This is a genomic window from Sphingobium fuliginis (assembly GCF_015074805.1).
GTDB lineage: Bacteria > Pseudomonadota > Alphaproteobacteria > Sphingomonadales > Sphingomonadaceae > Sphingobium > Sphingobium fuliginis.
This window is the reverse complement of sequence record NZ_CP060035.1, coordinates 515,036-529,219: the sequence shown is the minus strand read 5'-3', so window position 1 is coordinate 529,219 and position 14,184 is coordinate 515,036. Positions and strand designations below refer to the sequence as shown.

The following is a 14,184-nucleotide window of genomic DNA, read 5'->3' as shown; positions in this document are numbered from 1 at the left end:
ATCCTGTCTCGTCATGTCGGCATAACTCAGGAAGAAAGGTGCTGACATGACTGCCAAGCTCGACCCCTTTGCCGCCGCGCCCCAGCTTATGAAAAGCTGGTTCGCCACCTCCGCCGCCATCAATGCCAGCCTTGAGCCGAGCCTTATCGAGTTGGTGAAGATCCGCGCGTCGCAGATCAACCAGTGCGCCAACTGCATCAACATGCACACGGTCGAGGCCCGCGCGCAGGGCGAAAGCGAACAGCGCATCTACCTGCTTTCCGCCTGGCGGGAGGCGCCCTGCTATACGGCCCGGGAGCGGGCCGCGCTGGAATGGACGGAGGCCTTGACGCGCCTTTCCGAAGGGCACAGCCATGAAGCGGCCCACAAGGCGCTGGCAGCCGAGTTTTCGGAGGAAGAGCAGGTGAAGCTGACCCTGATGATCAACGTCATCAACGGCTGGAACCGCATCGCGGTGGGCTTCGGCCTCTGGTACGACACGCCGGCCAGGGCGGCTGCGTGATGGCGCAGGGGGCGCATGGGGGCGCGGCGGAGAGCTTCGATCCGCTGCGTCCCAGGCTCATCCGCGTCGCTTATCGCATGCTGGGTTCGGTCGCGGACGCCGAGGATGTGGTGCAGGAAGCCTTTATCCGATGGATGGGCGCCGACCGCGACGCGGTGCGCGAGCCGGAAGCGTTCCTGCGCCGCACCGTCACGCGGCTGTGCCTCGACCAGCTCAAGTCGGCGCGGCGCAACCGCGAAACCTATATCGGCCCCTGGCTGCCCGATCCGGTGGTGGACGACGCCGGGGAAGAAGAGGATGTGACGCTGCCGCTGATGCTGGCGCTGGAACGGCTGTCGCCGCTGGAGCGGGCGGCTTTCCTGCTGCATGACGTCTTCGGCGTCGGCTTCGAGGAAATCGCCGCCACGGTCGAACGCGATCCGGCGGCCTGCCGTCAACTGGCGGCGCGGGCGCGGGCCCATGTGCGGGAGGCGAGACCCCGCTACCGGGTGGAAAGACAGCACGGGCTGGAGATTGCCGGCGCCTTCTTCGCCGCCTCGCGGAGCGGCGACATGGCGGCGCTGGGCGCGATGCTGGCACGGGATGTCAGCCTGCACAGCGATGGCGGCGGCAAGCGCCCTGCCGCGATCGTTCCGGTGCTGGGCTTCGGCCCGGTCATGCAGATGCACAAGGCGCTGGCCGTGCTGTTCGGCAAATATGGGTCGACGCTGGTGCGCGTGGGATTGATCAACGGCCTTCCCGGCTTCGTCACCCGCGAGGCGGACGGCGAACTCCAGACCACGGCGCTCGACATTGAGGATGGGCGCGTCACCGGCATCTATGTGATGCGCAATCCCGACAAGCTGCGGCATCTGCATTGACGGGGCCGGAAAGCCTGCGCTGGGCCTGTCGAAGGTCGGGCACCGGTCTTCCGATCAAACGATGCCCCGACAAAAGCCTGGAGCGCGCGTCCCGTGTAACGCAGCGCGCTCTATAGGAAAATCCTTTGCGCGCCGGGGACGGCCCGGATCAGATAATAAGCGGCGAGCGGTATCAGAAGCGCCTGCACCAGCAGCCATGGCTTGGCCATATAGGGCGAAAGATAGTGAATGACCGCCACGTGGAGATACATGACCACCAGCGACGCGCGCCCGATGGCGGCGATCCACCCGCCAAAGGGTGCGATCCGCACCGAAAGGCGGAACAGCAGGAAGCTGGTGGCCATGGCCGAGGCGATGGACAGCAAGGGCCAGCCATAGTCGGCCGCCTTCATGTTGAGCGTCGGCAGCAGCGCCGTCAGCCCCGCCAGCGACAGCGGGACCAGCGGCGCCAGCATCCAGCTTCGCCAGTCCACGCGCTGCCATGCCGCCCCCGCCCAGAGCAGGACCAGGGCCATGGGTACGGTAAGCAGCCCCAGCGGCGACAGGCTGGTGCATTGTCCCGCGCCATAGGCGATCAGCAGCACCGGCAGCATCAGCGACGCCCAGCGCCGGTCGAGCGGGTCGGGCCAGCGGGCCAGCACCATGTTGAACAGGATGCGCGCCATCATCAGGCAGGGCACGAACCAGAATATGGTGAACGGCCCACGCAACCAGGAGCCGCCGAGCGCTATCGGTGCCAGATCCCCCGGCCAGTCATGGAAGATCGGCCTGCCGCCCTTCATCGTCTCGACGACCTGATCCGTCAGGATCAGCAGGATCAGGAAAGCCGCATAGGGCCGCATCTGGGACGCGAGCTGGCGGCGGGTGAAGCGTCGTGCCGGCTGCGGACGGGACAGGAGGCCCGACAGCAGGAAGAACAGCGGCATGTGGAAACTGTACATCGCGTCGCGCAGTCCCCCGCGCGTCCACACATGGCCGGCGACCACGGCGACGATCCCGATGCCGCGCGCGACATCGATCCATTCCAGCCGCCCTCCGCCCGGCGGATGCGCCTCATGCCCCCTGTTCTCCATGCCCTCCACGCCCTATAGGAAGCGGCACGCGCGTCAATCGCTGCCCTGCATTTACGGAAAAACGCCTCTTGTCCCTGCTTCATGACCGAGTTCTGTTCATCGATGGCGAGGCCATCATCCTCGACAAGCCGGCGGGCCTGCCCGTCGACGCGCCGCGTGACGGGTCGCTTTCGCTGGAAAACCACCTGTCCTCGCTGACCTTCGGCTTCCAGCGCTGGCCGCTGCCGGTGCACCGGCTGGACCGAGACACCAGCGGCTGCCTGCTGCTCGCCCGCAATCCCAAGGCGCACAAGCGCTTCGCCGCGGCCTTTGAGGCCGGAACGGTCGCGAAGCGCTATGTCGCGGTGGTGGACGGCGTCCCGGCGGACGACAGCGGCACCATCGGCCTGTCGCTCAAGAAGATCAGCACGCCCGCCCAGGGGTGGCGGATGATCCCGGCGAAGGCAGGGAAGGCCGCGTTCACCGACTGGCGCAAGATCGCGGAGAAGGATGGACGCTCGCTGATCGTCTTCACCCCCCGCACCGGACGCACCCATCAGATCCGGACCCATGCGCTGCATGGCCTGGGCTTCGGCATTGCGGGCGATCCGGTCTATGGATCGGGCGAAGGGCCGATGCTGCTGCACAGCCGCTTCCTCAGCATCCCGCGCGGGGAGAAGCCGCCGGCGGAAGCGACCGCCCCCCTGCCCGCGACCTTCGCGGCAGCAGGCTTCGGGCAGGAACTGCTCGAACAGGCCGGGCTTTAGCGCCCTTGCCACGCATCCCCGTCACCCGGTCGATCTCCATCGACAGCGACGAGCTGTCGGAAAGCTTCGTCCGCTCGACTGGGGCTGGCGGCCAGCATGTGAACACCACGGACAGCGCGGTGCAGTTGCGCTTCGACGTGGCGAACAGCCCGTCGCTGCCCGAGGCGGTCAAGCACCGGCTGGCGGCGATCGCCGGACGGCGGATGACGGCGGAGGGCGTGCTGATCCTCCGTTCCGAAGGCTCGCGATCGCAGCTCTTGAACCGGCAGGAGGTGCTGGCCCGGCTGGTGGAATTGATCCGGGACGCCACGGTCGTGCCGAAGGCGCGCAAGGCGACCAAGCCGGGCAAGGCCGCCAAGGCGCGGCGCGTCGACGCGAAGAAGGCGCGCAGTTCGGTCAAGGCGGGGCGTGGCAAGGTGAGGCTGGATTAACCGGTCTGGCCTGCACCCGCGCCACATCCTATATGCCGGCCATGTTCGATTTTTCTCCCCCGGCCGGTGCCGACAAAGCCACGCTCCATGACGACCTGCTCTCCGCCGCCGATGCGCTGACGGCGGGCGAGGCCGATGCCATCGCCAACATGGCCAATGTCTCCGCGCTGATCTGGCAGTTCCTGCCCGACCTCAATTGGGCGGGCTTTTACCGGATGGTCGGCGGCGAACTGGTCCTTGGCCCCTTTCAGGGCAAGGCCGCCTGCATCCGCATCCCGCTGGGCAAGGGCGTCTGCGGCGCCGCCGCGGCCAGCGGCCAGACGCAACTGGTGGAGGACGTCCACGCCTTTCCCGGCCATATCGCCTGCGACGCCGCCAGCGCTTCGGAAATCGTCGTGCCGGTGATCGTCGAAGGCCGGGTCGTCGCCGTGCTGGACCTAGACAGCCCGATCCCGGCGCGCTTCGACAGTGCGGACCGGACCGGGCTGGAGGCGCTGGTCGGGCGGATCGCGTCGCGCCTGGCTTAGGTGGTAAACCCATGAATGGCACCTTCAGGGAACCAAAATAGCGAACATATCGGGCCGCAATGCGCGCCGTTGCCTCTTTTCGGGACAGGCATGGAAATGCCGGCGCTTGGATGGCGGCGGCCGATCATGCTAAACAAGCCGTTAACATATCAGCCGAAAACGGGGATTTGAGCATGCATATCCGGAGCTTCATCCTGGCCGGCGTGGGTCTGGCCATCGGGTTGACGGCGCCGGTTTCCGCAAATGGGCCGGTCGGGGGTGGAGGAATGGCCGCCCGGCCGGCGGTGCATGCGGGAACCACGGTGCACCGCTGGGGTCCGCGCCATCAGGGTCGTTGGCATGCGGGCTGGTACGCGCCGGGCGGCTGGGCGGCCTATCGCAGGCCCGTGGTCGGCTATGTCCTGCCACGCTATTGGGTCAACCCCGCCTATCATATCCGCAACTATGGCGCTTACGGGCTGCCGGCGCCCGTCAGCGGCTATGGCTGGTCGCGCTATTATGACGATGCGGTGATGACCGACCGGGATGGCCGCGTGCGCGATTATCGCGGCGGCGTCGCGTGGGAGGAAGCAGGCGACACGCCACCGCCGCCGGGCATCGGCTATGATGACGAAGTCACCGCGCGGGATGGCCCGCCGCCGCCGCCGCTGGGCTATGAAGGGCGCTGGAGCGGCACATGGCGGGACAAGGACGGCAAGACCTTCAGCGGCGATTATGAAGGCCGTTTCGAGGGGCAGGTCCGGGGTGGACCGGGCGTCGATTTCGACCCGCCGCCCTATGCCGCCGGGCCGAACCGGACGGAGCGGCGCGCCGGTCCGGGAGAACCCGTCGTCACGACGACGCAAGCGCCGGGCTTCATATCGGGCGGCTATTATTATCCCGGCGCCACCACCACGACGGTCGTGGTCCAGCCCGCCGTCACCACCACCCGGACCTATGTGACGGAAGTTCCGGTCCGCAGGCGCAGGGTGCGGTAGCATCGACAGATCTGTTCCGGTGCGCGCGGGAAGGATTGGAGCGGAAAAAACCGGCGTTCGCTCCGGTGAATCAGATCGCCGCTCCAGCTTCCTTGTCTTCCGCGATTTCTTGACCAGCGACGGTTACGATCGCTTGGAAAGCGCTCTGTAGCAGATTCCGATCCGATCGCATCGGCTCGACTGCTCTAAATTTCTGTTTTATCGCGTTTTTCGGGTCAGCAGATGATTCCATCTGCCTGGAAATCGCTCTAGGCGGCGCGGGACCGTACCGCCGCCCAAGGCCGGGGGCGCCCCATCAGATAACCCTGGCCGATGGTGCAGCCGCGAGCGATCAGCATCTCGACCTGTCCCACCGTTTCGACGCCTTCGGCCACCACCTCCATGCCAAGGCTGCTGCCCAGCTTGACGATGGCGTCGACAATGACGGCGTCGCCCGCATCCTGTTCGATATTGCTGATGAAACTGCGGTCGATCTTCAGCACGTCGACCGGATATTGCTTCAAATGGCTGAGCGATGCGTAGCCGGTGCCGAAATCGTCCAGCGCGATCCGTACGCCCGCCGACGACAGGCGGTGCAACGCCCGCTCCACCTGTTCGGCGCCCCGGCCCAGGAAAACGGTCTCCGTCACCTCGATCTCGAACTGCTGCGGCGGGATGGTGCAGCGCGCGAGATGGGCGAGGACATAGTCGGCAAAATCATGCTGCATGAAATCGGCGGCGGAGGCGTTGATGGCGACCCGGCCCGGATCATGGCCGGCGCGCAGCCATCGGTCGACGTCGCGGACGACCTTCGCCAGCATCTTTTCGGTAAGTTCGACAGCCAGTTCCGCATTGTCGAAAGCCGCCGCGATCATGCCGAACTCGTCGCCGCCCAATCGCCCGATCATGGCATCGGCCGGCGCGCAGGAGGCGAAACGCTGCGCAAAACCGCAGAGCAGCGCATCGCCCGCATCATGGCCCAGCGTGTCGTTGGTCCGCTTCAGGTCGTCGATGTCGACCAGGATCAGGCCGAAACTTTCCCCCGTCCGGCGCGCCTGCTCGGTCATTTCCTCCAATGTCGTCTGCCACAGCGCGCGATTGGGCATATGCGTCATGGGATCGTGCGTGGCGGCCCAGCGTATCCGTTCCTCGCTGTTCCTTTCTTCCGTCACATCCTGGAAGGTCACGATGACGCGCAATGGCTTGCCGGAATCGGAGAAGCTGCTCCAGCCGACGCTCTTGATCCAGCGCAGGGCGCCGGTGTCGGCCCTGTGCACCCTCAGCGTGGCTTCGAAATGCGGCGGCATGCGCCCGTTCGCGACGGCGTCCAACATTCCGGCGAGACGCGACCGATCATCCGGGTGCACCAGCCGCAATGCCAGTTCGCTCGTCGCCGGTTCGGTATCAGACAGGCCCAGCATCGTCCGGAATTCCCGCGACCATGTCCGTGTGCCGGCGACCGCGTCGAAATCCCATATGCCCAGCCGCGCCGACTGCACCGCCAGGCGGAAGCGTTCCTCGCTGTCGGCCAGTTCGCGCTGCGCCAGTTTCTGCGCGTGAACATCCTCCAGCGTTCCGTACCAGCGCACGATCCGGCCCTTCGCGTCGCGGCGCGCCGAGGCGCGCGACCGCATCCAGCGATAGCCGCCGTCGGAGAGGCGCAGCCGGTAGTCGACGTCGACAGGATCGCCTGAATGGAGCTTTTCCGTCCAGATGGCCAGCGTGCGATCGACATCGTCGGGATGCAGCGAATCGATCCACCCCCTGCCCCGCGCACGCGCCGGGGCCATGCCGGTCAGTTCCTGCCAGCGGGGTCCCACCTCCTCGATTTCGCCGCTGACCGATGCCGTCCAGGGGACCTGCGGACTGAGTTCGACCGACCAGCGATAATGCTGCCGGCTTTCCGCCAGGGCATCGGCCAGTGCGCGGCGGTCGCAGTCGTACCGCTCATCGATGTCCTCGATCGTTCCGTACCAGAGCGGCGCCTCATCGGGCTCCACGACCAGCGACATGCGCACGATCCCCGACCTCGTTTCACCGGCAAGGGTGCGCATGCGGACGGGAACGGGATCGGGCCGGGGGGAACGTTTGGCGGCGTCGGCCAGCGCTTTCCAGTCATGCCTGTCCAGCATCGACCGCCAGCCATTTCCGATGATGTCGCAGGAAAAATGACGGGCAAAAAGGTCCGACATGATCTCCCGCGACAATATGCGGCCGCGATAATCAGCGATCCAGCGAATCAGCGGCGGCGAAACGCGCTGGAAGACGGGAGAGAATAATAGTTCGTTGCGATAGTGAAACGCATCCCATTCCAGCCCGTCCCGAGCCAGTTCGGAGGCAAATTCCCCAAATCTGCGATCAGCAAAACGGTCCATCTGCCGGTCCTGATCCAACGCCATTTCTGCAATCCATGGGAAAGCAGTAACGGAAAAAGTTAAATAAGATTTCCAATGCCGTAGTACGTAATCAATCCATAACGGCGTTAAGCCGTTCCATGCCGATCGCTCGAAAGCGCCATCGGCCGTCCTTTGTACGGGCTGGATTTTTCGCCGGCTTTATTTGCGGAAGATCGCCGCCAGTTCGCGCGGCAGCGCCGGCTCGTCACGGCTTTCCGCCTGCTGCACGGCCTGCGCCTGCTCCTGCGGGTCGAAGCGGGTCCAGCCGTTGCGGCTCAGTCGTTCAAGCGGCCGGTAGCGTATCTTGTACTGCATCCGCTGCGATCCCTCGACCCAATAGCCGAGATAGACATAGGGCAACCCCGCCTTCGCCGCGCGCAGGATATGGTCCATGATGATGAAATTGCCCAACCCCTTGCGATGCTCCAGCTCCGTATCGAAGAAGCTGTAGATCATCGACAGGCCATCGCCCTGCCGGTCGGTAAGGCAGGCGCCGATCAGCCTGCCGGGACGGCCATCTTCGCCTGGTTCGCGATATTCGACGACATGGCTTTCCACCGGGGTCTGTTCGACCATGTCGGCAAAGTCCATCTCATCCATTTCGGTCATGCCGCCGCCGGGATGCCGGGCGCGCAGATAGCGCTGGAGCAGTTCGAACTGTTCCTCCGTCGACCAGGGCTTGCAGGCGGTGATGACCAGGTCTTCGTTCCGGCGCAGCAATTTGCGCTGGGTGGCGTTCGGCTCGAACTCCCCCGCGACGACGCGCACGGACACGCAGGCGGAGCAATCCGCGCAACTGGGGCGATAGGCGACATTCTGGCTGCGGCGGAAGCCGATGCGACCGAGCGCGTCGTTCAGTTCCGACGCATTGTCCCCGCTCAGTTCGGTGAACACCTTCCGCTCGCTTTTGCCGGGCAGATAGGGACAGGGACTGGGGTTGGTGACGAAAAAGCGCGGAAAGCGGAACGGTGCACTCACAACCGCATCTCCCCCACAGCGCTGCCCGACCCCTGATTCATGAGTCGACTATGCCGTTCGCGGGCCGCTGTGAAAAGTTTATTTACCACGAAAATTGGTTAAGCGGCAGAGAAGAGGCAGGGACGTTATGAGATAGGCCGGGGATGGCCAGTTGCGGACATTGACGCTACGCAATCCGACCGCTTGACCATTTCATTCGGCGGCGACAGCCTCGAAATCGGCTTCGGCCAGGAACTTCTCCACATCCAGAGCGGCCATGCAGCCCATGCCGGCGGCGGTAACGGCCTGACGATAGACCTTGTCGCTGACGTCGCCCGCCGCGAAAACGCCAGGGATGGCGGTCCGGGTCGTGCCCTTTTCCACCAGCAGATAGCCCTCGTCCATCGGCAGCTTGTCGACGAACAGCTCCGTAGCGGGCTGGTGGCCGATGGCGACGAACGCGCCGTCCGTCTCTATATGCGATTTGTGGCCGGTCACCGTGTCGATCAGGTCGACGCCGACCAGCCCCTCGGGATCGCCGCCGCCCACGAAGCGATCGACCGCCTGGTTCCACAGCACCTTGATGTGCGGATGCGCGAACAGGCGCTGCTGGAGGATCTTCTCCGCCCGGAGCGAGTCGCGGCGGTGGATCAGGGTGACGTCATGGCTGTGGTTGGTGAGGTACAGCGCCTCCTCCACCGCGGTATTGCCGCCGCCGATCACCACCACCTTCTTGCCGCGATAGAAGAAGCCGTCGCAGGTCGCGCAGGCGGAGACGCCCTTGCCCTGCAAAAGCTGTTCGCCCTCCGCGCCCAGCCATTTGGCCTGGGCGCCGGTCGCAATCACCAGGCTGTCGGCATAATAGAGCGTGCCGCTGTCGCCCTTCAGGCGGAAGGGCCGTTCCGACAGGTCGACGTCGATGATCTGGTCGTACATCATCTGCGCGCCGACATGCTCCGCCTGCGCCTGCATCTGTTCCATCAGCCAGGGCCCCTGGATCACGTCGCGGAAACCCGGATAATTTTCGACGTCGGTCGTGATCGTCAACTGGCCGCCCGGCTGCATGCCCTGCACCACGATCGGCGCCAGGCCCGCGCGCGCGCCATAAATGGCGGCGGACAGGCCGGCCGGGCCGGAACCGAGGATCAGCATGCGGGTCGAATGGGTGGCGGTCATGAAAGTCTTTCCGGCTGCGATTCGTCTGTCGGGATGAGATAGGCGAAGCAGGCGGACGCGCAAGCGATGGATTTGCTTGAAGGGTGAGAAGCTGAGCCTTGGGCGGCCGCCTTCGTCCCGTCAATCGAGGACGTTGGGCAAATCCTCGAAGCCCTTGCGCAGCGCGGCGGACCAGCTGTGCGAGAGAAGCTGGAACTCCTCATTGTCCGCCTCGATCCGGGTGCGCACGCGGAAGTCGAAGGCATCCCGTTCTATCACGGTCAGGTCCAGCGGCATCCCCACCGACAGGTTGGACCGCAGCGTCGAATCCATCGACACCAACACTGCCTTGGTCGCATCTTCCAGACTGGTTTCGCGCTTGATGATGCGATCCAGGATCGGCTTGCCATATTTATGCTCGCCGATCTGGAAGAAGGGCGTGTCCTCCGTCGCCTCGATGAAATTGCCGGCCGAATAGATGAGGTAGAGCCGCGGCTTGCCGCCCCTGCGCTGCCCGGCGATCAGGATGGAGGCGTCCGCCGCCGCGCCCTGCATCTCGATCGTGCTGCGATAGCGGCCCTGCATGGTGCACATCGCCTCCCCCACGATCTGTGCGACGCGGTGCATGGTGGGGCAGTTGAGGATCGTCTCCACATCCGGATCGAGCGCCGAATCCTTGATCGCGCGGCCCAGCATCGCCTTCACCCCCTGGGTGATAGACAGATTGCCGGAGCACATCAGGGTGATCGCGCGTTCGCCCGGCACGCTGTAGGTGAAGCTTTTCCGGAAGCGCGCGATATTGTCCATTCCCGCATTGGTGCGGGTGTCGGACAGCATGACCAGCCCCTGGTCGACGCGCACCGCCACACAATAAGTCATGGCCCCAAGGGCTCCTATCGTCGTTCAACCCTGCGTGGTGGTCTGCGCGCCCTGTTGTTGCTGCCGCTGGAGCTGCCGCTCCTCCACCCCATCCTCCGCCTGCGCGATCCGGACGTCCGCGTCAATCCAGATATCGCCCGCCACGGTCACGGAGCCGCGTATCGGCGCCGCCTCATCCGCATCCAGCCCGCAGGCGAGGCGCAGATAGCGCTCCGTCACGCAGACCCGGTTGGAGGGGTCGAATCCCACCCAGCCCAGTTCGGGCACCAGCGCCTCCGCCCAGCCATGAGTCTCATGCAGCACGTCGCCCTCATCGGCCAGCAGATAGCCGGACACATAGCGCGCGGGGATGCCCATGGACCGCGCGCCGGCGATGAACACCTGCGCATGATCCTGACAGACCCCGGCGCCCAGCGCGAAAGCCTCCGCCGCCGTGGTGTTCGTGGTCGTCACGCCTGCGCGATAGGCCACGGCATCGCTGACGGCGGCCGACAGCGCATGCAGCCGGGCCAGCGGCCCGTCTTCGTCGGGGAGGGACAGCGCCATCGCCCGGATTTCCGGCGATGCCCCGGTCAGCCGCGTTTCCCGCAGGAAATAGCGCGGATTCACCGGGCAGCCGAGCCAGCCCGCCACGCCATGGCCTTCGCACGTTTCGACCAGTCCTTCCGCGACGATGACGGCATTGTCCAACCGGTCGTGCCGGACCCAGATCGCCTCCATCTCGCCATAGCTGTTGCGGCGGAAGCCGGTCAGCGGATCGCCATTGACGCTGACCTGCCAGTCCAGCACCTTCTGCGTCGGCGTGTCGACGGGCATCAGCTTCAGCCGCATCGCCACCCGCCCGGCCGCAGCCTCATAGCGATAGATGGTCTGGTGGCGGACGAGCAGTTTCATGCGCGTCCTCCCATCAGCCGAAATGATAGGCCTGGGCGATCTCGACGCCCAGGCGGTTGGTGCTCATCAGGCCGTTCTGCACCGTTTCATGCAGGCCGGCCCGGAAGATTTCGCCGCTGTCCAGCTTCTCCAGATCGGTCACCATCTGCCGCACGGTGTCATGGCAGGCCGAACGCGCATCATGCCATCCGGCCAGACGGTTCAGCCGATAGGCAAGCTGGTCGTAGCAATAGGCGACGCTGCGCGGGAACAGGCGGTTCAGCATCAGGAAATCGGTGATCTGCCAGGGCGTGTAGGTGCCGCCATAGACATGGTGGAACGCCCGCGCGCCAGACAGCGCATACAGCACCGACGTCCATTGATAATGGTCGCGATTGCCGCCGACCACTTCCGTTTCCGGCAGCAGCACATAATATTTGACGTCCAGCAGGCGCAGCGTCATCTGCGCCCGCTCCAGCGCGGAGCCGGTGCGCAGGAAATCATGCCCCTCATTGCGGAGCTGCCCCGAATGGGCCGCGCCGCGGAAGGTCATCACCCGCGTCTTCACCCAGTCGATCAGCGCGGGAAGCTGCTGCCGCGCCTCCGCCACGTCATAGCTGTCGAGCTTGCGCCAGCCTTCGTTCAGCGCCTCCCACATGTCCTGCGTCAACATGGTGCGGGCCGATTTGGCGTTGGCGCGGGCTTTCAGCAGGCAGGAACGGATGGAGGAGGGATTGTCGAGGTCCAGCATCAGGAAGGCGATGGCGTCGCTCTCCGTCACCTGCGCTCCTTCGGGGAAATGGTTGAGCGCGCCTGTGGCCCGCACCACCGATCGCCACTCGTCGCGATGATGCGCGCCGGGCAGGATCGCCATGCGCTGGCCCATGGTCAGCAGGCGGGCGGTGGCCTCGGCGCGCTCCATGTAGCGGGCCATCCAGAAGAGATTTTCGGCGGTCCGGCTCAGCATGAAGGCATACTCTTTGCATTCGTCATTCCCGCGAAGGCGCGAATCCATCTCCCAAGCGCGCCGCCAAGGGTGAGGTCAGAAGATGGATTGGCTTCGCCGTACTGGCGTTTCCCGCCTTCGCGGGAATGACGGAGAAGGGTGATGAAGGTTCTAAACATCATCAATCCTGCAATACCCAGGTGTCCTTCACCCCGCCCCCCTGGCTGGAGTTCACCACCAGCGATCCTTCGGTCAGCGCCACCCGCGTCAGCCCGCCGGGCACCAGCCTGATCTGCTTGCCCACCAGGCAATAGGGGCGGAAATCCGCATGGCGCCCCACCACCGCCGCCGGTCCCAGCGTGGGCACGGTCGACAGGTCCAGCGTCGGCTGGGCGATGAACTCGCCCGGATTGGCGCGGATGCGGTCGGCATAGGCCGCGATCTCGTCCTTGGTCGATTTCGGCCCGATCAGCATGCCGTAGCCGCCCGATCCATGGACTTCCTTCGCGACCAGTTCGTGCAGATTTTCCAGCACATAGGCGCATTCGTCCGGCTTCCCGCACTGCCAGGTCTGGATATTGTCGAGGATCGGCTGCTCGCCCAGATAGAAGCGGATCATTTCCGGCACATAGATGTACACGGCCTTGTCGTCCGCGATCCCCGATCCCGGTGCGGACGCCAGCGTCACCCCGCCATTGCGATAGACGTTGAAGATGCCGGGCACGCCCAGCAAGCTGTCCGGCCGGAAGACCAGCGGGTCGATATATTCATCGTCGATGCGCCGGTAGATGACGTCGACCGCCTTCGGCCCCAGCGTGGTCTTCATCCACACCCGGTCGTCGTCGACGAACAGGTCCGCCGGCTCCACCAGTTCCACGCCCATCAGGTCGGCAAGGAAGCTGTGCTCATAATAGGCGCTGTTGAGCGAACCGGGCGTCAGCACCACCACCACCGGATCGCCCTTGCAGGCGGGCGGCGCAACTTCCTTCAGGCTTTTCAGCAATTCCGCGGGATAATCGTCGACCGGCGCGACCACGCCCTGCGCGAACAGTTCCGGGAACATGCGGGTCATGATCTCACGATTTTCCAGCATGTAGGACACGCCGGAGGGGGTGCGGCAATTATCCTCCAGCACCTCGAACCGGGTTGGCCCGGTGCGGACGATGTCGATGCCGACGATATGGCTGTACACCTTCCCCGGCGGGGTGAAGTCGGCCATTTCCGCCAGATAGGCGCTGTTCTGATAGATGATGTCCGCGGGCATGACCCCCGCCTTCACAATTTCTCCGCGATGATAGACGTCGTGGAGGAAGGCGTTGAGCGCCCGCGCCCGTTGCCGGATGCCCTTGTCCAGCACGCGCCATTCCTGGGCCATGAAGATGCGGGGCAGCAGGTCGAAGGGGATCAGTCGTTCCGGATCGCCCCCCTCCCCATAGACGGCGAAGGTGATGCCGATGCGCCGGAAGATCGCCTCCGCCTCATCCATTCGACGATTGAGCCCGGCAATGCCGGTCCGATCCACCCAATTCTGCACTTCCGCGTAGCAGGGGCGTATCGAACCATCCGGCTCAAACATTTCGTGGAAGGGCAAAGTATCGATCCTCCCTCAGCCGGCCATCGGCTGGTTGTGCATTGCAACATTAGTGCAACAGGAAAGGACGAATGCAAGCGGAAAATCCGCCTGGGCCTGACTGTGTGTAAAGGTGGTAGCGGAGGAGGGACTTGAACCCCCGACACGCGGATTATGATTCCGCTGCTCTAACCAGCTGAGCTACTCCGCCCCATGGGCCGTCCGCCGGGCCATGCCCTGCGGTGAGGCGGCGCTATAAGCAGAGCGGGCTGATGGGTCAACGGGGTTTCACAGCATCGTGAAATTTCTCTGC

The 14,184-nt window shown here is 65.0% G+C and carries 14 protein-coding genes and 1 tRNA gene; 6 read left to right on the top strand and 9 right to left on the bottom strand.

Features of this window, described 5'->3' with window-relative positions:
- The first annotated feature begins 46 nt into the window (after positions 1 to 46).
- Both H5V43_RS02520 and H5V43_RS02515 read left to right on the top strand, forming a co-directional pair.
- On the top strand, positions 47 to 502 hold the full coding sequence (locus H5V43_RS02520; protein ID WP_025550171.1) for a carboxymuconolactone decarboxylase family protein: 456 nt from the start codon (positions 47 to 49) through the stop codon (positions 500 to 502).
- The gene (locus tag H5V43_RS02515) at positions 502 to 1,362 is read left to right on the top strand and encodes a sigma-70 family RNA polymerase sigma factor (protein ID WP_025550172.1); all 861 of its coding nucleotides are present in this window, start codon (positions 502 to 504) and stop codon (positions 1,360 to 1,362) included. The genes H5V43_RS02520 and H5V43_RS02515 overlap by 1 nt, the downstream gene beginning before the upstream one ends.
- Positions 1,363 to 1,472: 110 nt before the next feature.
- On the opposite strand, the gene H5V43_RS02510 is transcribed toward H5V43_RS02515, so the two are convergent.
- A complete protein-coding gene (locus tag H5V43_RS02510; RefSeq protein WP_025550173.1) occupies positions 1,473 to 2,435 on the bottom strand; it encodes an acyltransferase family protein in 963 nt (320 codons plus the stop codon).
- 68 nt (positions 2,436 to 2,503) lie between these two features.
- Here H5V43_RS02510 and H5V43_RS02505 point away from each other — a divergent pair, with 68 nt between their 5' ends.
- The 4 genes from H5V43_RS02505 (at position 2,504) to H5V43_RS02490 (ending at position 5,116) form a co-directional block, all read left to right on the top strand.
- Positions 2,504 to 3,181 carry an RluA family pseudouridine synthase gene (locus tag H5V43_RS02505; protein ID WP_025550174.1) on the top strand — a complete coding sequence of 226 codons (678 nt, stop codon included), beginning with the start codon at positions 2,504 to 2,506 and terminating at the stop codon, positions 3,179 to 3,181.
- Between the two features lie 5 nt (positions 3,182 to 3,186).
- Positions 3,187 to 3,612, top strand: coding sequence for an alternative ribosome rescue aminoacyl-tRNA hydrolase ArfB (gene arfB, locus H5V43_RS02500; RefSeq protein ID WP_025550175.1), 426 nt, complete (start codon positions 3,187 to 3,189; stop codon positions 3,610 to 3,612).
- Between the two features lie 41 nt (positions 3,613 to 3,653).
- Complete coding sequence (locus tag H5V43_RS02495; RefSeq protein WP_025550176.1) at positions 3,654 to 4,139, top strand: GAF domain-containing protein; 486 nt, start codon at positions 3,654 to 3,656, stop codon at positions 4,137 to 4,139.
- A 173-nt stretch (positions 4,140 to 4,312) separates the two neighbouring features.
- Positions 4,313 to 5,116, top strand: a complete 804-nt coding sequence (locus tag H5V43_RS02490; protein WP_025550177.1) for an RcnB family protein — start codon at positions 4,313 to 4,315, stop codon at positions 5,114 to 5,116.
- 248 nt (positions 5,117 to 5,364) lie between these two features.
- Here the strand turns inward: H5V43_RS02490 and H5V43_RS02485 are convergent, their stop codons facing one another.
- The 8 genes from H5V43_RS02485 to H5V43_RS02450 form a co-directional block, all read right to left on the bottom strand.
- Positions 5,365 to 7,470 carry a sensor domain-containing protein gene (locus H5V43_RS02485; protein WP_025550178.1) on the bottom strand — a complete coding sequence of 702 codons (2,106 nt, stop codon included), beginning with the start codon at positions 7,468 to 7,470 and terminating at the stop codon, positions 5,365 to 5,367.
- A gap of 180 nt (positions 7,471 to 7,650) precedes the next feature.
- Positions 7,651 to 8,469, bottom strand: a complete 819-nt coding sequence (locus H5V43_RS02480) for an arginyltransferase (protein ID WP_025550179.1) — start codon at positions 8,467 to 8,469, stop codon at positions 7,651 to 7,653.
- 192 nt (positions 8,470 to 8,661) lie between these two features.
- Positions 8,662 to 9,624, bottom strand: a complete 963-nt coding sequence (gene trxB, locus H5V43_RS02475) for a thioredoxin-disulfide reductase (RefSeq protein ID WP_025550180.1) — start codon at positions 9,622 to 9,624, stop codon at positions 8,662 to 8,664.
- 120 nt (positions 9,625 to 9,744) lie between these two features.
- On the bottom strand, positions 9,745 to 10,482 hold the full coding sequence (locus H5V43_RS02470; RefSeq protein ID WP_025550181.1) for a proteasome-type protease: 738 nt from the start codon (positions 10,480 to 10,482) through the stop codon (positions 9,745 to 9,747).
- Positions 10,483 to 10,506: 24 nt separating this feature from the next.
- Positions 10,507 to 11,376 carry a transglutaminase family protein gene (locus tag H5V43_RS02465; RefSeq protein WP_025550182.1) on the bottom strand — a complete coding sequence of 290 codons (870 nt, stop codon included), beginning with the start codon at positions 11,374 to 11,376 and terminating at the stop codon, positions 10,507 to 10,509.
- Between the two features lie 13 nt (positions 11,377 to 11,389).
- Complete coding sequence (locus tag H5V43_RS02460; protein WP_025550183.1) at positions 11,390 to 12,322, bottom strand: alpha-E domain-containing protein; 933 nt, start codon at positions 12,320 to 12,322, stop codon at positions 11,390 to 11,392.
- Between the two features lie 160 nt (positions 12,323 to 12,482).
- Positions 12,483 to 13,892: a circularly permuted type 2 ATP-grasp protein gene (locus tag H5V43_RS02455; protein WP_025550184.1), complete on the bottom strand. Its 1,410-nt coding sequence runs from the start codon at positions 13,890 to 13,892 to the stop codon at positions 12,483 to 12,485.
- A 113-nt stretch (positions 13,893 to 14,005) separates the two neighbouring features.
- Positions 14,006 to 14,082: transfer RNA gene (locus tag H5V43_RS02450), tRNA-Met, on the bottom strand.
- Positions 14,083 to 14,184 lie beyond the last annotated feature (102 nt).